Annotated in this window: 22 protein-coding genes; 12 read left to right on the top strand and 10 right to left on the bottom strand. The window is 57.4% G+C overall.

Going from position 1 to position 17,864, the window contains the following annotated elements; all coding sequences use genetic code 11:
* Positions 1–240 precede the first annotated feature (240 nt).
* Positions 241–1,257 carry a hypothetical protein gene (locus tag ACWJI3_RS00635; RefSeq protein WP_480202491.1) on the top strand — a complete coding sequence of 339 codons (1,017 nt, stop codon included), beginning with the start codon at positions 241–243 and terminating at the stop codon, positions 1,255–1,257.
* 1,066 nt (positions 1,258–2,323) lie between these two features.
* Positions 2,324–2,944, top strand: a complete 621-nt coding sequence (locus ACWJI3_RS00630) for a dihydrofolate reductase family protein (protein ID WP_480202490.1) — start codon at positions 2,324–2,326, stop codon at positions 2,942–2,944.
* A 263-nt stretch (positions 2,945–3,207) separates the two neighbouring features.
* Here the strand turns inward: ACWJI3_RS00630 and ACWJI3_RS00625 are convergent, their stop codons facing one another.
* Positions 3,208–3,600, bottom strand: a complete 393-nt coding sequence (locus ACWJI3_RS00625) for a DM13 domain-containing protein (protein ID WP_480202489.1) — start codon at positions 3,598–3,600, stop codon at positions 3,208–3,210.
* A 35-nt stretch (positions 3,601–3,635) separates the two neighbouring features.
* Between ACWJI3_RS00625 and ACWJI3_RS00620 the strand changes: the two genes are divergently transcribed.
* Positions 3,636–3,815 (top strand): hypothetical protein, encoded by a 180-nt coding sequence (locus ACWJI3_RS00620; protein WP_480202488.1) that lies wholly within the window; start codon positions 3,636–3,638, stop codon positions 3,813–3,815.
* A 17-nt stretch (positions 3,816–3,832) separates the two neighbouring features.
* Positions 3,833–4,036 carry a hypothetical protein gene (locus ACWJI3_RS00615; RefSeq protein ID WP_480202487.1) on the top strand — a complete coding sequence of 68 codons (204 nt, stop codon included), beginning with the start codon at positions 3,833–3,835 and terminating at the stop codon, positions 4,034–4,036.
* Between the two features lie 284 nt (positions 4,037–4,320).
* On the opposite strand, the gene ACWJI3_RS00610 is transcribed toward ACWJI3_RS00615, so the two are convergent.
* From ACWJI3_RS00610 to ACWJI3_RS00600, 3 genes are all read right to left on the bottom strand, one after another.
* A complete protein-coding gene (locus tag ACWJI3_RS00610) occupies positions 4,321–5,718 on the bottom strand; it encodes a DUF1254 domain-containing protein (RefSeq protein WP_480202486.1) in 1,398 nt (465 codons plus the stop codon).
* A 242-nt stretch (positions 5,719–5,960) separates the two neighbouring features.
* The gene (locus ACWJI3_RS00605; RefSeq protein ID WP_480202485.1) at positions 5,961–6,473 is read right to left on the bottom strand and encodes a P-loop NTPase family protein; all 513 of its coding nucleotides are present in this window, start codon (positions 6,471–6,473) and stop codon (positions 5,961–5,963) included.
* 102 nt (positions 6,474–6,575) lie between these two features.
* Positions 6,576–6,845 (bottom strand): addiction module antidote protein, encoded by a 270-nt coding sequence (locus ACWJI3_RS00600; protein WP_480202484.1) that lies wholly within the window; start codon positions 6,843–6,845, stop codon positions 6,576–6,578.
* 499 nt (positions 6,846–7,344) lie between these two features.
* Here ACWJI3_RS00600 and ACWJI3_RS00595 point away from each other — a divergent pair, with 499 nt between their 5' ends.
* From ACWJI3_RS00595 to ACWJI3_RS00580, 4 genes are all read left to right on the top strand, one after another.
* Positions 7,345–7,551: a hypothetical protein gene (locus tag ACWJI3_RS00595; RefSeq protein WP_480202483.1), complete on the top strand. Its 207-nt coding sequence runs from the start codon at positions 7,345–7,347 to the stop codon at positions 7,549–7,551.
* Between the two features lie 240 nt (positions 7,552–7,791).
* On the top strand, positions 7,792–8,013 hold the full coding sequence (locus ACWJI3_RS00590) for a hypothetical protein (RefSeq protein WP_480202482.1): 222 nt from the start codon (positions 7,792–7,794) through the stop codon (positions 8,011–8,013).
* A 255-nt stretch (positions 8,014–8,268) separates the two neighbouring features.
* Positions 8,269–8,628, top strand: a complete 360-nt coding sequence (locus ACWJI3_RS00585; RefSeq protein WP_255099610.1) for a hypothetical protein — start codon at positions 8,269–8,271, stop codon at positions 8,626–8,628.
* Between the two features lie 709 nt (positions 8,629–9,337).
* Entirely contained in the window at positions 9,338–10,828 is a 1,491-nt protein-coding gene (locus tag ACWJI3_RS00580; protein ID WP_480202481.1) for a M12 family metallopeptidase, read from the top strand.
* A gap of 635 nt (positions 10,829–11,463) precedes the next feature.
* Here ACWJI3_RS00580 and ACWJI3_RS00575 read toward each other — a convergent pair.
* The 3 genes from ACWJI3_RS00575 to ACWJI3_RS00565 form a co-directional block, all read right to left on the bottom strand.
* Positions 11,464–12,384, bottom strand: a complete 921-nt coding sequence (locus ACWJI3_RS00575) for a macro domain-containing protein (protein ID WP_480202480.1) — start codon at positions 12,382–12,384, stop codon at positions 11,464–11,466.
* 2 nt (positions 12,385–12,386) lie between these two features.
* Positions 12,387–12,890 carry a TIR domain-containing protein gene (locus ACWJI3_RS00570; protein ID WP_480202479.1) on the bottom strand — a complete coding sequence of 168 codons (504 nt, stop codon included), beginning with the start codon at positions 12,888–12,890 and terminating at the stop codon, positions 12,387–12,389.
* 250 nt (positions 12,891–13,140) lie between these two features.
* A complete protein-coding gene (locus tag ACWJI3_RS00565; protein ID WP_480202478.1) occupies positions 13,141–13,392 on the bottom strand; it encodes a tyrosine-type recombinase/integrase in 252 nt (83 codons plus the stop codon).
* 199 nt (positions 13,393–13,591) lie between these two features.
* Between ACWJI3_RS00565 and ACWJI3_RS00560 the strand changes: the two genes are divergently transcribed.
* A complete protein-coding gene (locus tag ACWJI3_RS00560; protein WP_480202477.1) occupies positions 13,592–14,323 on the top strand; it encodes a response regulator transcription factor in 732 nt (243 codons plus the stop codon).
* A 34-nt stretch (positions 14,324–14,357) separates the two neighbouring features.
* Here the strand turns inward: ACWJI3_RS00560 and ACWJI3_RS00555 are convergent, their stop codons facing one another.
* Positions 14,358–14,693, bottom strand: coding sequence for a hypothetical protein (locus ACWJI3_RS00555; protein ID WP_480202476.1), 336 nt, complete (start codon positions 14,691–14,693; stop codon positions 14,358–14,360).
* 744 nt (positions 14,694–15,437) lie between these two features.
* Here ACWJI3_RS00555 and ACWJI3_RS00550 point away from each other — a divergent pair.
* The 3 genes from ACWJI3_RS00550 to ACWJI3_RS00540 are packed head-to-tail and all read left to right on the top strand — an operon-like array spanning position 15,438 to position 16,201.
* Positions 15,438–15,623, top strand: coding sequence for a CsbD family protein (locus ACWJI3_RS00550; protein ID WP_094510964.1), 186 nt, complete (start codon positions 15,438–15,440; stop codon positions 15,621–15,623).
* Between the two features lie 10 nt (positions 15,624–15,633).
* On the top strand, positions 15,634–15,798 hold the full coding sequence (locus ACWJI3_RS00545) for a DUF1328 domain-containing protein (protein WP_094510965.1): 165 nt from the start codon (positions 15,634–15,636) through the stop codon (positions 15,796–15,798).
* Positions 15,755–16,201, top strand: a complete 447-nt coding sequence (locus tag ACWJI3_RS00540) for a CsbD family protein (RefSeq protein ID WP_480202475.1) — start codon at positions 15,755–15,757, stop codon at positions 16,199–16,201. Before ACWJI3_RS00545 ends, ACWJI3_RS00540 begins: the two co-directional genes overlap by 44 nt.
* A gap of 7 nt (positions 16,202–16,208) precedes the next feature.
* Here ACWJI3_RS00540 and ACWJI3_RS00535 read toward each other — a convergent pair whose 3' ends face one another.
* The gene (locus ACWJI3_RS00535) at positions 16,209–16,349 is read right to left on the bottom strand and encodes a hypothetical protein (protein ID WP_233132818.1); all 141 of its coding nucleotides are present in this window, start codon (positions 16,347–16,349) and stop codon (positions 16,209–16,211) included.
* On the bottom strand, positions 16,346–17,788 hold the full coding sequence (locus tag ACWJI3_RS00530) for a mechanosensitive ion channel domain-containing protein (protein ID WP_480202474.1): 1,443 nt from the start codon (positions 17,786–17,788) through the stop codon (positions 16,346–16,348). The genes ACWJI3_RS00535 and ACWJI3_RS00530 overlap by 4 nt, the downstream gene beginning before the upstream one ends.
* Positions 17,789–17,864 lie beyond the last annotated feature (76 nt).

Raw genomic sequence — 17,864 nt, 5'->3', positions numbered from 1 at the left:
GGCCACAGCCTCCGCCCCTTCGAATCGAGCCTCCCGTCGATACCGGCACGGCCCCTTGTGGGATGCTCTGCGTGTTCAAAGCCTTCTGACACCGGCCTCGAACAAGTGATGTCACTCCCTTCCCTTCAGCCGATGGTCTGGTGCCTGCCTCGCTCTCACGCTGGTCGTTCAGCGCTTCCGCTCCAGCGGTTCAGCGCTGTGTGGCTGATCGCTGCTCTGGGTGGCGCCCTCGAGGCCTCTGTGGCGAACGCTGCTGAGCCGGCTACGGCGGCCTCCAGCTTGATGGGGCCGATCCTGAGGGCATCCGTTCAGGCCGACCCAGCTCAGGGTGAACCAGCTCAGGGTGATACGGGTCTGAGTGAGACGGCCCAGCTTGAACCAGGCTCCGTTGACCCGGCGGCCAGCGAAGGCGCACCATCGCCGTGGGCCGGCAGTGTTGAGCTCTATGGATTCGCGCCGCTGCGCACCACCGGGTCCACCACCGTCAAAGGCTTCGACACCGAACTGGATCTCAACCTCGGCCAGGTGCTGAAGGCGCTCACCGGTGTGGCCTCCATCCGCGGCAGTGTGGAGTACGGCCGCATCGGCCTCCTCACCGACATCAGCTATGTCTCCGTCGCCGGGGAAGAAGGCAGGCTGCAGGACATCACAACACGCTCGATCGAAGGCCCGCTCGGCCGCCGCAGCCTCACCCTCACCCCTGACAGCCAACGCAGCGTCGCTGCCAGCATCAGCAACATTCAAGGCCTCTACGACCTGGCCCTGCGCTATCGCTTCGGCGATCGGGAATCAGCCGTGGCCCGCGCCGGCAGCTTCGCTGTCATCCCCTACGCGGGCGTGCGGTTCGTGAACATGCAGTACAACCTGGCCGTGCAGAGCAGCGGTCCCGGCCGAACCCTCACCTTCAGAGGGCCGCGCCTGGAGGGATCCAGGACGCTTGAGGGATTGAACCTTCAACCACAACAGTCGTTCGGGAGCACTGTGGCTCAGCCCCTGCTGGGCAGCCAGGCCATGCTGTTTCTCTCCCCTCGCCTCAGGCTGTTCGCCCGCGCCGACATCGGCGGATTCGGGCTGAACAACGCCGATGATTACTCCTGGAACACGCAGCTGGGGGTGGGCTATGCCATCGGCAACTCCACCCAGCTCAACATCTCCTGGCGCTATCTGCACCTGGGGGGAAGCAATGGAGAGGATCCCGAAAATGCCTTCAACATCAATCAGAATGGCGTCGAAGCCGGTGTGAAGTTCTTCTTCTGATCGAGCAGCTACTGGGGGAGGAGGCCACTCTGCAGCTGCCTGCTCAGCTGCAGGCATGAACAACCTGGTGGGGAAACACAACTAGGGGCGTACGCCCCTGGAGATCCTCCAGCAGTGGAGAACGGCCTGCCTACCCACCAGCTCTCAGAAAACTGGAGGCGGGCATGGTCTGAGTGTGCTGAGCCGGTACTCGCAGCTGAGTCACTGGGCATCACACCCCTTGCTACCACTGATGGTCAGGAAAGCTGCAAGGTCAGCCGACCGCCGTAGCTGCTCGTCCAAAACCTCACCACATCAGGTGATGCATCCCAGAGTCAACGTTCCTAGGGTGGAATTACTTCGAGATAGGGGCCCAATGGCCACCTGCGACCTACCGACCACCTCTGCCACTGCTCCGAACGAAGACGCCCTGCATCAACTCAAGACGCTATTGCAACAAGATCAAAGCTTTGCCAATGCGCTGTCTGGGACGACCACCACAGAGGAAGCGGCCCATCTAGCGTTTGAGCACGGGATTTCTGTCACTCCTGAGGCCATCTGGCGTCAGCGTGGCACCCTGTTAGAGGGAGGAATTCCGACTTGGCGTGGCTGATTGAGCCCCCTGTGTCTTTCGACATGGGCTGGGGGCACGCTGATCAGTCCTCTTGGACTGAAGGAAGACGTTGACTTCAGCTCATGTCGTCACCTTCGATCGAATCGAGTTCTGTCGGCAGAGTGATATCAGCGTGGGCGAGCCCCTCGGGCTGGTGGGTGTAAGGAATACCATCCTCATAACCCCAGCCCAGCCTGTGAGTACGCCAAGGAAATCTTTGATCTCATCTGGCGTGAGGTTGGCAGCAACATCCCCGGCAGGACTATCGACCTAATCGGGCAATGCCAGAATCAGTCAACTTGACCAGGGTCTTTGATCGCCTAGAGATGATGAAGCCGCCCGAAGGCTTTCCCCTGGTTGCTCAAGACGCAATCAAGATGCTGATCTACGGCACATGTGGTGCTCCGGTCATTGCGCTCAGCCCACAAGGGCATGCATGCTGCCACAGTACACAACCGCTGTGATCAGGTTCGCTTGGCCACGGTTGTTGTCTTGATCATCAACATCGTCAGCCCGTCAGTGAAAACTCAGTACTATTCCGCCTCCAGCCTGGATGGCTTCATCGCCACCAAGGACAACTCCTTGGACTGGCTGCTTCAGTTCGGAGAAGCTGAAGGCACAGGCTACGAAGATTTCCTTGCTGAGGTTGGTGCGATCACCATGGGCTCATCCACCTATGAGTGGCTATTGGATCATCACATCAAAGCGGGAACACCAGAAGAAAAGTCCTGGCCTTATCAACAGCCCACGTGGGTCTTCTCGAGCCGCAAGCTACCCACCGTGCGGGATGCCGATCTGCGCTTCGTATCTGGCACTGTCACTCACGTGCACGAACAGATGGTGGCCACAGCTGAGGGGAAGAACATCTGGGTTGCCGGAGGCGGCGAGTTGGCCGCGCAGTTCTTCGATGCTGGCCTGCTTGATGAACTGATCATTCAGGTGGCCTCGGTGACCCTGGGGCAGGGCTCGCCGCTCCTACCGCGGCAGATCGCCTTCCCACCCCTGAGGCTCACCTCGGCGCGTGCCTTGGGCGAGGCCTTTGCTGAGCTCCACTATGAGGTGCCGCGGCAACTTCAGGTGTCCAGCCCCGCCTAGATGATGAAGTTGCGGTGTTATCTGGTGACATCGCAAAGGGGAATGGCTTTGTGATTGAGCTCACGAGAAGAAGCCCTTGGGCCAGAACGATCAGGGTGGTCAGCACGTTGGCACTGACATGCAACCGGCGCCAGCGCAGGTGGTTGTGGATCTCAGGACGGCAGGCCACAGAGAACAGCGTCAGGCCCGCGAGCCCCATGCCCAGCAAGGGCAACGGCCAGGGCCGATTGAAGCAGCCAGAGGCAGTCGACGGCCTGCGTGGCTCAGGGCTTCAGGGGTGCCCAGGCCATTGTGGCGTTGAAGGCCTCGCACCAGATCAGCACCGACCCCTGCTGGCTGAGGTCGATGGAGGAGGGGATCACATAGCTCTGGGCGCCGGAGGCGGATTTAAGCGGGGCGAGGATTGTGTAGCTGCCGGCTTTGAGCGGAAAGCTGGGGGCCTTGGTGCTTGCCAATGGGGTTGCTGATGGGCTGAAGACCACTTTCAGGTCGGGGGCTGTCTCCTTGGTCTTGAAGTCGTTGCTCATCACAAGCAACTGCTTGCCGGCTTTCTTGATGATGGTGAAGCTGCCAGTAACAGGCGCTTCGGCCATGCGGAAGCTCTGCATGGCCATGGGAGTTGCCTGGGCGATCTCTATCGAGGCAGGGCCCTGCATGGTTTCGGCTTGCCCAGGAGCCGCGGAGCTGCCGATTGGAACGGAAGGATCTGGATTGGCGGCGCGTTCTGCCACTCAGCCTGTACGTGCTGCTCAAAGGGCTGGATGCCACAGTTCTCAAAGCCCTGCAGACCTATGGCACCACCCACCCGGTGCATGGGGAAAACCCGATCAGCTTCTGCAACGTATTCTTCGTGGCCCAGCTGGTGAACTGAATCCGACGGACCGGTGGTTGCTGATCATCGATGCTGGCCTGGGTCTGTTCATCGGCCCGATCGCTTACTCCTTCACCCTCGAATCCCTGTCGGTGATCAGCCTGACCCTGTTGGTCGCCCTCGTGTTGCCAGTCTCAACCCTTCTGGATCAGTCTGAGCCTGATCGCCATCTGCCTGATGCTGCCAGGGGCGGCCATGCTGAAGGCGGCGGAACAGGGTGATCAACTGAAGCGCGTCTGTGCTGTTGGGAGAACCAGTCGGCTTGGTCACAGTGTCAGGAATGGTAGTCCTGGTGGCCGGGATCATCACCAGCCACCGCTCCATTCGATCGGATCAGGTCGTTCAACAGTAGCTGTCCATTCATTCCGAGCCTGTGGCCTGCATGAAGGACAGACACGACACATTGCACAGCAGTGTCGTTCGGGAGGGTTCACACTCCCTAACTGCGATTCAAGCAGTCCGAGCCAATGGTGATCACGAGGGGGCGATGACGTTGATCACTGAATCACTTCTGCAATTCGATTGGACCTGGCCGCCAGGTTTTGTTGAACCAGGGCTCCAACGGACCATAGAGGCGCAGAAGCGTGAACCAGCCCTTGCCAGGAATCGTCTGCACCCAGTTCTTCTCGAATCCAACAGGGGGCTTTGGGCCAAACCAGACATCGACAGAACCGTCGGCATTGGTTTTGATGCCCTTGTTCTGGCTGCTGACGCTCGGTGCTTTCTGGTCTGTCTGCAGCATGGAACGGGTCTGCGTGTCGTACACGATCACAGACCAGAAATCGGCCACGGGAGTGTTGGGCGGCAGGCGCAACCGATAGGTTTTGCCGCCATCGAAGCGATCGCCCTTGGAATCCAACGCGGCCCAGGGATACTGGGATCCCTTGCCGACAATCTTTTCTTCCATGGCCGGCGTCACACCGGTGGCGAAGTAGTAATAGAAGATCGCACCATCAAGGTTGGCCACACCTGGGGATACTTCGAACCTGTATCCACCGAAGAAGGGCAACCGCCAGGAACTGTTGGGATAGAAATAGGCTTCTGGCTCGCGAATCTTGAGAGCCAGGGTTCGTGCCGTCACGGCACCGATGTTGGCGGCGTCGGCGAGGATGGCTTTCCAGCGCTCGTTGGGGTTGAAGGGCTTGCCTTTGACAATGCCGATCGAGGCGAACAGTCCCAACGTGGTGGGGTCAGCGCCGGTGGGAGGTTCCTCCTGAATCACCTGGTTGAGCAGCGCCCAGAAGGAGTAGTCGCCAGGGGCAACGAAATTGGCTGGCACGCCTGAGGCATTGGCAAACTTGACCGCCGGAGGGTTGGCAGCATCGGAGAGTTGGTAGATCTTCAGATTCGCTTTCACCGACTCCACCCCTGGCTTGGTGGAACCATCCACCAGAAAGGAGCGGAAGAACAGCCAGTTGCCGAAGGTTTTGGGTTTGACCACGACATAGCCTTGCGGGATGGCGCCCTGATACCCCGGTGGCAGGAACAGGTACTTGCCGCCCGCGCCCTTGTCGGCCCCCGTGATGCCGATGTCGGCCACCCAGCGATACCAGAAGTCATTGACAGCACCCAGCACCTTGGGTGGAACCTCGACCACCAGGGGACCCTGCTTGGTGTCGAGCCAGATAAAGCTGTATACCGTGTTGTCGTTGGCCGTGAGTTCTATTGTTCTGGGATCCACCAGGTTCTCCCAGATCACGTTGGTGGTGTTCTCGGGGCCAAACTTGCGCAACGATTCACGCATACCGGCCTGATTCACAATCGGAATGGCCAGCAGGTAGGCCTGTAAAGCGCGGGAGCGATCCAGGTTGTCGTAGATCTTCTCGATGGTATCTGGCTGCGGGAAACCATCGATAAGGTTCAACGGGCCGATCGACGTCTCCAACCGGTCAGGAGTGGCCACTCCAGGTGGTATTGGCGTGGTCATCTGGAAGGTCTGAGCCGATGCAGTGGTGGCCGCATTCGCAACAAGAGCGGCAACGGCAAGTCCCAGACAATGTTGGCTTGATGACCTCATCTCGACGACTCCGTGCACTGGGAAAGGGAATGCCAGAAGCCTATCTCAACATCTTCTGGCAAAGGATGCGGCCAAACGGCGGGCATCACCAAACCGCAAGAACTGTGAGGATCCAGGCAGCCACCCTGCTACAGCTGCCTGGATGAATGGTCTTGCCATACCGTTTCATACTGGCATAGCTGCGTAAACTCAGATTTCTTGCCATCAAAAGAGTCGTAGAGGGCTCGATGTCTGGGAAGGCCGTACTCATCAGAACGCTTCTCATAGGTACGAACCCATTGGATCAGGTTGTCCAAGTTCTCATCTTGCTCCTTTCGGGAACGAAACTTCTCCGGCTCCCAAGGTCTCGAGCGGCAGTTGGCCACACATACATCTACCCCAGGATTCAGGAAGATCAGTTCATCGCAGTAGACCAATACAGGCTCAATAATGTCCGCGTAGCAGCCTTCGATGATCCAGCTGGAATGCCGTAAAATCCAACACCTTACATCTTCGATACTATCTTGAAGTGGCCGCCTTTGAGCGCCGCCGAGGAACGCCACCTCATCCAGCGATAGTCGAGCGGCTGGTCGCTTCGCAAGCAACAGCCTCGACAAGGTACTCTTCCCTGCTCCAGCGTTTCCCAGAAGGATCACTTTCATGGCGCTACTGCTCCATCGTTAGAACAATTGCCTTCACCTGGCCGGTGTGATCTCAGGCGTCGGCTAAGAGTGATGTGGAGGCGGACTAGGTGAGTGGCATTGTTAAACAGCCGTGTCCACTTTACCAGCAGGACTGGCATGCAGTTGAAGCCCGAGTGCCGAACCAACCTTCAAGACAGTTCCACGTTCGGGATTACCGCTAGAGGAGAGCGCCGTATAGAGACTTTCGCGACCCAGTCCAGCTTCCCTTGCCATCTGTGTCATGCCTTTGGCACGAGCACTATCACCTAGAGAGGCTTTGCAATAGGCAGCCATGTCTTCACGAATGCTGAGATGATTGGCCAGATTCCAGGCAGTGGCTGCGGTCTTCATCTGGGGCAAAACCTCCCAGGGGCGGCATGGCCTCCAGGCCAAGGGCCCGGTGCTCCGCGCGGCTGAAAACGGTGTTCAGGTTAAGCCGGAGCTTGGTGAGCAACGCGGCGCCGCGGAGGTTGGCACCGCAGGCGTGGGCCCTCAGCGCCGACAGCTGTCGTTGACCGTTGCGACAGGCTTGGGCCCCATCGGTGCGCTCCCGGGAAGCTCCGCCCCGCGCATAACAGACACCACCGCGCCGAGCAGTCCCATGGTTGCCGCCAGTCGATAGGCCACAAGTGCTGGGCCTCCAGAAAGGCGCCCAGGAGCTGTCCGCTCAGGCACGCGCCATCGAGTGGAACCCGTTGGCCACACTGAGGTGCTCGAGTGGAATGGTGTTGAGGGTGGCGCTGTTGTTGGGCGGAAAAAGAGCCCGCCGCCCACGACCAGCATCACCAGGGGCCACACGATGGCGGTGGTGGAGGCGTCAGGACCTAGCCAGGACAGGCCGACCAGGCCGGTGCTGATGCTGATGCTGATGCTGATGCTGATGCTGATGCTGATGCTGATGCTGAGCATCCCGGCGGTGTTGAGAGTTCGCGCCCCCACCCGGTCGCCCAGGCTGCTGACCGTGAGACTCGTGGCCGTGAGCACCAGCGATCTTGTTCTCCCTGAAGACCCTCACCATGGTTCTGTACAGCTCGGTTGTCCTGAGCCATGGCAGTGACTACCGGAATGCCGAATCATTAATGTCTGATTTTAACTGTTTGCTGGAGAACTTCTTCTAGGCTTTCGTTCAGCAGGGCTGGTCTCAGACTGGCAAGCCGAAAGTTCCTGCAGTGCTGGTGATGGCTCTGGCAGGCGAATCGATGCAGAACAGGAATAAGCAGTGATCGACTGAATGATCTAGTTCTGAATCCAGAATTCCTGTTCAGCGGCTTGTTGAGCGCCTGTGGAGCAGGTTGGAGTGAATCCTCACCTGACCAGGGCCAGCCAGGATATCCGCCACATGCTTGGGTTGCTTGTCATCAACCAGCGCAGAAGAGGGATTGTCGGCGTCGGAGCGCGTATCAGGCAATCGATAACGACTGTGCTCGCCAGGGAGACCATTCCGATGAGCTGGCTGAAAAAGGTTCCTCAGCTGCATGATCAGCAGCCTGGGTTTGCAGAAGGAGCCCAATGCGATTGAAGCCAGCAGCTTCACACTGCTTCTTCGCCACTCCTGAACCGCCTAACAGCACAGCCCGATGGTTGCAAGTAAACTTTGCAAGGTCACCAGCACTTACAAATAGCCCGTTGCAGCGGCGTGTTAGCTTGCGCTCTTTGGCGATCTTCTATTGAAACACCATCTGTCACCACACAGATATAGCTTTCTGTGATTACGATAGCGTGCCTAAGTCCACATGTTTAGCAAATGGATTCTGCCTTCGCTCTTTAGCCAACCATGTCTCACGATTCTTCATTCGTGCGATCACCTCTGATTAAAACCATTCTGGTTATCTGCCTCAGCCTGCTGAGCCTGTTCATTCTGGTGCTAACCACTGGCATGATTGCTATTTGCAGTTTCTTTATTGCCAATCCTGAGCTCTATCCCGGTGATATCAGCGATCGTGCGGCAACCTATCTTGGGTTTATGGCTGTCGGAGGTTGTTTATTGAAGTGGATCTTCGTTTGGCTGTTGGTTCGCTATCGCTGGATGGCTCGCTCAACAGGGAAGTGGTTCATCTACTGCAGCTGGGCGATCGCCTCTTTGAATGGGGTGTTGTTGCTCATTCCCTTAGTCGCCTGGAAGAGCGCATTCTAGCCGATGTAACATGTTTAACTATAGCACTGGAGCGATCGCTGAGACACCAAAGCTGTGGGGCTTAAGACTTAGGCGATCACCCTCACCGATACCGTTGAAGCTCCAGGCTCTTCAACTTCCCAACCCCTCGATAACCCTATTGCGAAAGCTGGGTTGAACGCTTGCCATCACCTGGCCGCAGTGAGCTCAGGCAGGAAGCAGAAACTCCCCGGATGCGGCTCAGGTTAATGGCATGGTTAGTTTGCGTCATGGCAGTCATCCAACAACTCGCTAAACTCCGCCTTCAGCACGATCCGGTCCGAGTAGACTGAAGTGGGCTGGCTTCGGTCGGGCGGAATTCAAACCGGGATGTATTGAGAGGACGCCGCCGACAAGGCTCAAGAAGGCAGCCACTAACTCGCCACACACGACCCGATCGACCAATCCGCAGATGCCAGCTTCGCTAACACAAGTCGACAACCTCAACGCCCACGAAATCGAACATGGAAGCCTCGCTTCACCAGTCATTCACTCCAGGGAGTCAGATACGCTCTGCTTGGACAAGATCCGTACCCCGATCCCAATGACAAACACAAAACCATCCGAAAAGCCGCTTGACGAGAGCATTTCTTTCAGGGAGTGCCACCCAGCGAGGAGGCTGGCATCGCTGCCCAGAAAGTGTTACCGCTAAACGGGCTCAGCAACAACTCCTTACACGCAAGAATGCATCATGGCTGTTTTAGGACCCCAAGCTAATCTCTGGACTTGTCGCAGGATTGCTTATCGCTTCGAAGCAGGATACCCCTATGAGAAGGAAGTCAGGGCGGCGATGGATCTGTGGGAAGGGGCAGCTGGAGTGAAGTTTTTGCCTTACACGAGAGAACAAAACTACTTGATGATCAGAAGCGCTTCGGGGTCGAGTAGTTCGGCTGTTGGTATGAACGGCCAACCAGGGCCGCAGGACGTTTTCATCGGAAACAGTGATGGGTCTGGGGGAGGATGGAAAGCACTTCACGAACTGGGGCATGCCCTGGGCTTGGACCACGAGCAGTGTCGCATTGATCGCGACGACTATATCGCTGTACTCTGGAAAAACATTGCGAATGGGAAGAGCAATGGTAACTTCGATAACTCTGCAGCCAGTGCCGGCGACAACCTCACCGTTTATGACAGACAGTCGGTCATGCACTACCCTGCCCCTGCGACTGGCTGGCAAGGAATTCCAGACGGACAAGAGAGGTGGACGATGGTCTGGGTGGATGACCCGACAATACACTTAGGGCCGGAATCCTGGACCCAGCTTTCAGACTTGGACAAAGTCGGTCTTCGAAAGGAATATGACAAAGTCGTTGTTCCGATGGGCGAAGTCACGACGGATAACAAGTGGCAGAATCCGTATGCCACTCAGATTCCATTTTCAGTCGGAGGCAAACAGTTTCTGTTTGGGCAGAACCGACAAGGCAATGGATGGTTCATCTCAGAATTGCTGAACGGGGGAGTGTTAGGTGCTCAGACGCATAGCGGAACGTGGAAGTTCTTTTACGATTCAATGTTTACGTATACCCTGAACGGCCGGGTGTTTTTGTATGGACAGAACCTGACGTATAAAAATTGGTTTATCCAAGAACTATTGCCTGGCGGGCTCATGGGACAGGAAACGGCGCATGACAATTGGAAGCTCCCTTACCCAAACCTGTTTTCATACTCGATGGGGAATCGGGTCTTTTATTTCGGCCAGGATCTGAAATCGAAGTATTGGTTTACTCAGGAGTTATTGGGTAACGGAACTCTGGGGCCGGAAATATCGAGCGGAACATGGAAGCAAGGCTTCGAGGTGATGTCCCCATTTTCCTGCAATGGGAGAACATTTGTGTATATGCAGAATTTGGAGGATCGGAGCTGGTTCATCCGTGAGTTGCTCAATGATGGAAAGATTGGAGCTGTGACAGACAGTGGGATGTGGAACAACGCCTATGCAGTCCAGTTCACCTACCAAATTAGCACTAACAACTACCTTTTTGGCCAGAATATGGATTCAAAGTATTGGTTTGTGCAGCGACTCCTTCCCAATGGACTAATGGGCGAGGAACTTCAGGGTGGTTACTGGAAGGCTGCTTATAAAGTCCAATTTCCATTTACGACGGTAGACGGTCAACAGTACTTCGGTGGCCAGGACTTGAGTGGCCTCAATTGGTTCATCCAAAAACTGAACTTCGTGTGAGGTGGTACTGGCACTGCGGCCCAACCGGCTCGCCGGTTGGGCCGCAGTGCGACAAGATGCCGTTGCATCGACTCGGCGGGCGTGGCTGGGGGCACCGGTTGGCTGGCTTGGCAGCCTACCGGTGTAATGGCAGTATGTCGGCATACCCTCGCCTTGCCGGATTATTAATGATGCACTCTACGCCCACTTTGTGACTTTCCTGGTCTTTAGGCGGCGGCGATTACCACTGAAAACGTATTGTTCTGTTGGTACTGAATGAACTGCATGAAGAGACGGTCAGCCGATGTATTGACTTCGTGCTGATGCCCGATCATGTGCATGTGATTCTGTAGTTCCCACAGGAGGACAGCTTAGTTGCTTCATGCACGAATGGAAGCGGCGACCAAGCCTGAGTATTCGAAAGTGATACCGCAACAGGGCAGGGGTGGCCCAGACGCTGCTTTGAGCGTCTGGGTTATGTAACAACAAGAGTATACGGAGAAGACTATCATCTTTCCATCCCACTTGTTTCTTCGTCACCCACACATCCCGAGCGATGTCTGGGCCTCCCCGCAGAACGCTGCCCCTGAGTGGCAGGCAAGGAGAATAAACCTTAGAAGTATGAATTTTGGCGGCCTGTCCACTCGAGGGGCCTGTTAGATGGGCCCCATCCCTAGACCAGATCCAGCACGGCCAGGACTGTCCGATCGATACTGAGTGAATCGACAGTTCAATCGAATAAAGTCTGCCAGCTCTCTTAAGTCTACCCTAAGGTGTGTAAAGTCCTTTGGCGAAATAACAATAGTAAGCTTTTCGCAGAATCGAGCAGAGCTGGCCGCGGCAATGGCGCTGACTACAATCTCTTGCACTAGAAGATTGCGACTTACTGGTATACGCGCTCTGCCGCCTCCAATTACAGGAACGAGTATACTTGATAAGTTGCCGCGTTCACTTATATACGCCCAAAGGCTTGGCAGCGCTACGCGAAGATCCTCAATAGATGCGGAAGCGTTGCCATATTCGTTTAGATGCGTTAGGGCTAATAGATAAGCTGCTCTTTTTCGTGTCTTCACGCGCACTACAGTCCCGACTGGATAATCAACCAGCTGCTGTCCTGCCCTATTAATTGCCAATCCTTGCACACCTTGCAGCTGATTATTGAGATCGCATGCGAGATGACCTGGTGATGCATAATAGTTATCAGTAAACTGGCCCTGCAGACTATCGCTGGAGATTAGGCCCCTGTCTGTATCAAAAGTAGTGGGGGCACTTATCACAACCTCACCCTGCATTGCCCAGATATCCCCAACTATAATCTCAAATACAATATCTCGTCCTTCGAGTTTGTAGCTAGCACGGAGAAGAGGCTTGGCCCTGATCAGCGCAACCACAAAACCAATCAAGAACAAAGCCCACCACCAAGATCTTATTCCGGTTGTTGTATCAGGAGAGAAATACGATACTACCTCAATAAATAACCAAAGGACGCCAGCGGTTGCGAACAGTTCCTCAAAGAAACGCTTGGGTGAGAAGCCAAGCTGCCAATATGCGGAGTGTAAAAAAAGAGGGCGTCTCAAGGCTAGAGTCCAAGCTGCTTATACACTTCAGGAAAAAAATAGAAGGGTCCAGTGCGACCCACACTCCGCAGACTCTGATCTTCAGCTGGCCACTGTTGCAATGCGAACTGCATTATTGCCGGATTGTAGCTAATATGCATTGCCAGCTCTTCTCTAATGACTGGAGGACATCGATCATCGTCTCGCCAGCGAAGGCCATTAAGATTAACTGCTATGATTGGCAAGCGCAGCAGAAGCGCCTGCTCCATTTCCCACCTTACAAATTTGGTCAGATATCTCGTCCGCTCACCAATTAATACGATAATTACCTTACTGTTATTTAGCCGAACCCTCAACTGCCTTTTAATGCTTTCCTCTTGTGAACTATCTCTTGCTGAATTCAAGTCGTGCGCGTTATAAAACGAGAATAGAGACCTGTCATTTTGGTGCCAAGCCTGCATAAGTCGATAATAGTGCATGTCACTATCACCATCAAAACAGACATAGGTCCTATTTCGATAAGCCATTCGGTGCGGCGGTCGAAAAGTGGTCTTGAAGGAGATTCTAGCTAACAAGGCAGCTGTTACAAGTGGCCCTGCTCCATCTAACCCTGATTGGGCGTACCCAGTGAACGACGTGCTGCGCCTACCCAGTGAAGCCTAAGCGAGGTAGGGATTGAAGCCAGAGCAACACAAACCCACGGCAGGCCAATGATCCCAGGCTCATCCTGCCAGGGGCCAAGGTTTTCGGCGGACCCGTCTAAGACAGTTCGACGCGTTACAGAAGGTCGGCAGCACTGGTGACACCCAGGGGCCCGCGGTTCAGCACATGCGTGTAGATCATGGTTGTCTGCACATCCTTATGCCCCAGCAATTCCTGGATCGTGCGGATGTCCTGGCCCCACTCCACCGGAGCGTTGGGATTCGTCCTCCCCAGCGCGTGGGGATGCGGCACCCGGCCAGCACAGCCCCTCAAGCACCCAATGTGGCTGAGGAAGGCCTTCACCTCGGCGCTGGCCAGGGTATTCACTCATGCCCACCCACTTCCTTCGCCTTCGTCGACTGGCCAAGCGGATGGCACGGATGATCCCCGCAGGCATTTACCGACCTAATCGCTCATGCTGCATACATAAGCAAATCAGAAGTTTTCAGTATTTCTTTATCAGGACATTCCGTTCACATGATGCTGAAATTCAGCACCATATGACAAGTCTTGCTGATGTTCCCTGTTGCGTGTTCAGCCCCTGATCCAAATCATCGATCACGAGCCTCACGTTCTTGAGGTGCTGGCCCCGTTGCTGGAGCAGGTGGGTTGGCGCGTTCTCCACGCCGATGATGGACATCACGGCCAGGCCATGGCCTTGCAGCACCAGCCCCATCTGATCGTGCTCGACCTGCTGCTGCCCAAGCTGGATGGCCTCTCGGTGCTGCAGCGCCTGCGGCGCGATCGGCGCACCGCGCGGGTGCCGGTGATGGTGCTGACGTCGCTGGCCAGCAAGGAAGACAGGCTCAAGGCTTTCAACTGCGGAGCCGACGACTACGTCCTCAAGCCCTTTGAGGTGGAGGAGGTGTTCGTGCGCATCCGATCCCTGCTGCGCCACCAGCTAGAAACGCCACTGGCCTTGGTCACCCCGGAGATCCTGTCCTACGGGCCGCTCAGGCTATGTCCTGAACAGCTGGAGGCGCTCTGGTTCGATCAGGTTGTTTGCCTTACCCGCAAGGAATTTGAGCTGCTGCACTGCCTGTTGCAGCGCCACGGCCAGGCTGTGTCGTGGGGGGTGATGCTCAAGGAGGTGTGGGGCTACTCCCCTGGCGATGACATCGAGTGCATCCGCACCCATATCCGCCACCTCAGAACCAAGATCGAGCCGGATCCCCGCCGACCCCAGTTTCTCAAGACGATCTATGGCGTGGGCTACTGCCTGGATCTTCCCCATCAACAGCGCCAAGCGATGGCCTGAGGCTCAAGGCGCTCCACTGCCGAAGGAGCGAGGTTCAGAGAAAGCTGCCGTTGTGTGTGGGCGCGGCCTCAGGCGTGTAAGGGCTGAAGCGCATGTGGCTTCTGTTCAGCACGCCAGGCTGCACAACAGGGGCCTCGGCAGGGGCGGCAGAGGGCTTCTGCTGGTGGAGCACTTCCTCCAGCAGGAAGGCACAGAGGTTGGACATGGAACGCCCTTCCTCTTCCGAACGGTTCAGGAGTGTTTGAAACACCTGATAGCTGATGGTGATGGAGATGCGGCGTGGTTGACGTTGCATGATCCGAAGTCGCTCGCTTGTGGTAAGGGTTGGATTCGTTGCTTCTTGGCTGGAATGAGGAGTGATGGAAGTCATGGAAAGTTGCTGGTATTTCCGCGTGTGATGCGCTAAGCAACACTTGAGGTGATCACTACTGCCGACATAGCGGTGTGCAGGTGATTCAACAAACCCATCGAATCAATCTGATCAGAATCCGACTACTTCAGAGACTGCCTCAAACGCCGGGTCCGTCTGAACGGCGTCTTTGCCATCATCCTAGCGGGAGTTAGAAGACCTACGCTCCTGGCGCTGGACAGCGCACTGGGCAGCGCGCGAGACGCATGCCCCCATAACGCAGGTCAGAAGTGACTGGATGAGTGGAGAGCGCCTTGGCCATCGCATGACCGGAGGATCCACCTGCCAAAGGCAGAATCACCTGGGCTTGCCCATTCCCCCTGCACTCGTCCAGATCCCTTGCAGTCCCATGGATCAGGGCAGATTCACGGACATCGGCTCAGTGGAAAGCCACGAGCGATGCGCCACAGACGCCTCGCTTAATCTTCAATGGAATCCACGGCGACGAAGCAAGCCCGTTGAGCTAAGGATACATAGCGGAACTTTCAAGGACAAATCTATACAGCCGAGCCAGCTTTCATCGCTGGATGTTGATGGCGCCGTGGATATGAGGCACATCTACAGCAGCCAACAACCTGCATGTTTCCCATAGTGAAGGGAGAGATGCATTGACATGACAAGCCAAATCAATTGCTCCGGCAGCAATCCGCCCGCTCCATGATCACTTGCATCGCTCCTCTAACCCCAACCCTCGCGGACCTGCTCATGAACAAGCTCCAGTTCAAAGGTGAATGGCATGAGCTCAAAGGAAAGCTCCGGCAGAAGTTTGCCGAACTCACCGACGACGACGTGGATTACGCCGAGGGCCAAGAAGAGGAGTTGCTTGGTCATCTCCAGAAGAAGCTTGGCAAGACCCAGGAAGAACTTGCCCAACTGGTAAACACACCCTGAAGGCCGCATCATGCTGAACTATGCCATCACTTTCCTAGTCATTGCAATCATCGCCGCCGTTCTCGGCTTCGGTGGTATCGCCGGATCAGCTGCAGGCATCGCCCAGATCCTGTTCCTTGTCTTCCTCGTGCTTGCCCTGCTCTCCTTCTTCACCGGCCGGCGCAACGTGCTGTGAATACCCGCGAGAACAACGCGGTTCAGATCACATCCACCTGATCGCATCACCTGCTTTTCCCATCGTCATCGTCACCATGAATCACCAAGCTCGTTCACTGCGCCAACTGGTTGCCGCCTGCCTTGGGCTGGCCTTCAGCCTTTTGGTGTTGATCGCCACGCCTGCCATGAGCGCTCCCGCCCATGCCTCAGATGTCTTCGTCAGCAGCACCTCCACCTTGCCGCTGGCCGCCACCACCGGCCGCATCAAAGCGGGTGCCAAGGAATTCGAGGGCAAGACCCAGGAATCCATCGGCAACGTCACTGGCAACAAGGGTGATCGTCTGGCCGGCAAGGCGAAACAGGCCGAAGCCAAGGTTCGCAATACTGTCGAAGACATCAAGGACAAGGCCGCAAGGGGCTGACCCAGGATCAGCGCGTCGGCCTGGCATCACGCCGCATCACGCCTTTGAGGGCCAGGCCGACCTGCTGATACCGGAGGCTGTTGGTCACGTGCCCGGTGGGCAAGGCGATCATCGCTGCGCCTTTCGGGTCTGTGGCCAGACCCGTCAAGGGCTTGCGCGGGTGGCCACTGTCTGCGTCTCAGCCGTGGCGATCGGGCTGCGAACAGCGAGCACGCGGCGCAGGCGCTCACGGAACCACTGCAGGGGTTGGTGAACATCAGCGTCGTCGAGCAGTCCGCGCTGGCGCAGGCAGTCGTGATAGCTGCGCAGCACGTCGCTGCGACGGGCCACCTCCTGGGCGACCGTGTCGGCGAAGTCGGGCCTGGAAGCCAGCAGGGCGCGGAAGCTGCCGCTGGGAACCACGAACAGCATCGTGTCCTGGGACGTCACCATCGACGTGGGATAGGGCACCTGGAGCAGCAGCGGCAGTTCACCGAAGAACTCCCCTGCGGTGAAGGTGAACAGCTTGCGGCTCACCCGGTCCGTTTCATGGATCGCATCCACCGCGCCACTCAGCACCAGGTGGAAGGAGCGGCCCTCGTCACCCTGGTGGACCAGCACCGTGCCGGCGGGCAGCGAGCGGCGGGCGCCGCTGCCCACGAGTTCCCGCAGGCGTCGATCATCCATGCTGCTGAAGCAGGGATGGTCGGGCAGGGACGCCCGCAAGGGGCTCCAGTCCGGGCCTGCTCCGTCCTCTTCCACCGCGCGCCTGGAGGACAGCAGCTGGACCTGCTGACGGGCTCCGGCCAGTTCGATGTGCCGTTCGCGCAGCCCCTGCTCGATCGCGTAGTTGAGCGAACTGCGCAGGCTGAGGCCGGCTTGGATCGCCGAGGTCCAGGCCCAGAGCTCGAACGCCATCCCCTGGCCCTGGAGGCCGTGCAGCAGCACCTTCGGCGGCGGATCGGTCAACACCGTGGGCTCGGCGAGGGCGGCATCCAGCAGCACCTCGGTCACGGCCAGCGGGTCGCTGCCATGGGCCACCGTGACCGCCACATCCACCCGCCCGTCGGGGCTCTGATAACTGAGGTTCTTCACCGGCGCGTTGGTGATGGCCGAATTGGGCACCACGATCTCGGCGCCCTGGAAGGTGCGGATCACGGTGGAGCGGATCGAGATCTCGCGGATGAAGCCGGTGGTGTCGCCGAATTCAATCTGGTCGCCCACCTTCAGCTTCCCCTCCATCAGCAGGGTGAGGCCACTGGTGAGATTGCGGGTGAGCTCCTGCAGGCCGAAGCCGATCCCCACCCCCAGAGCGCCGAACACCACGGCGAGGGCGCCGATGTCGAGCCCCATCCCCTGGGCCACCACCACATACCCCAGGGCGGCCAGCCCCAGAGAAACCAGCGTGGCCACCGCCTCGCGACGCCCCTCCGGCAGGGAAAACCAGAGCAGCACGCGACCGGCCAGCAGCCGCTTCAGCTCCCGCGCCGCCAGGCTCACGGCCAGCAGCAACAGCAGCACCTGCAGAATCCAGAGCAGGGAGAAGCTCTGGCGCCCCAGCGGCAGCAACGGCGATGTGAACAGCTTCTCCAGGCGTTCGAACGTCACCGCTTGTTTCCCGCCGACCTGACCATTCAGCCAGGCCAAGCGGATGGCTGCGGCTCACACGAGAGCGTTTCTGTGA

This window comes from Marcopretia estuarina LEGE 06307, assembly GCF_056633115.1.
This window is presented reverse-complemented; position numbering and strand designations above follow the sequence as displayed.

Coding starts and splice junctions, on each gene's coding strand:
- ACWJI3_RS00585 (WP_255099610.1), top strand. CDS start 8,269: ATGTCTCACGATTCTTCATTCGTGCGATCACCTCTGATTAAAACCATT.
- ACWJI3_RS00605 (WP_480202485.1), bottom strand. CDS start 6,473: ATGAAAGTGATCCTTCTGGGAAACGCTGGAGCAGGGAAGAGTACCTTG.
- ACWJI3_RS00555 (WP_480202476.1), bottom strand. CDS start 14,693: ATGACTTCCATCACTCCTCATTCCAGCCAAGAAGCAACGAATCCAACC.
- ACWJI3_RS00600 (WP_480202484.1), bottom strand. CDS start 6,845: ATGAAGACCGCAGCCACTGCCTGGAATCTGGCCAATCATCTCAGCATT.
- ACWJI3_RS00580 (WP_480202481.1), top strand. CDS start 9,338: ATGGCTGTTTTAGGACCCCAAGCTAATCTCTGGACTTGTCGCAGGATT.
- ACWJI3_RS00625 (WP_480202489.1), bottom strand. CDS start 3,600: ATGCAGGGCCCTGCCTCGATAGAGATCGCCCAGGCAACTCCCATGGCC.
- ACWJI3_RS00545 (WP_094510965.1), top strand. CDS start 15,634: ATGCTGAACTATGCCATCACTTTCCTAGTCATTGCAATCATCGCCGCC.
- ACWJI3_RS00570 (WP_480202479.1), bottom strand. CDS start 12,890: ATGGCTTATCGAAATAGGACCTATGTCTGTTTTGATGGTGATAGTGAC.
- ACWJI3_RS00550 (WP_094510964.1), top strand. CDS start 15,438: ATGAACAAGCTCCAGTTCAAAGGTGAATGGCATGAGCTCAAAGGAAAG.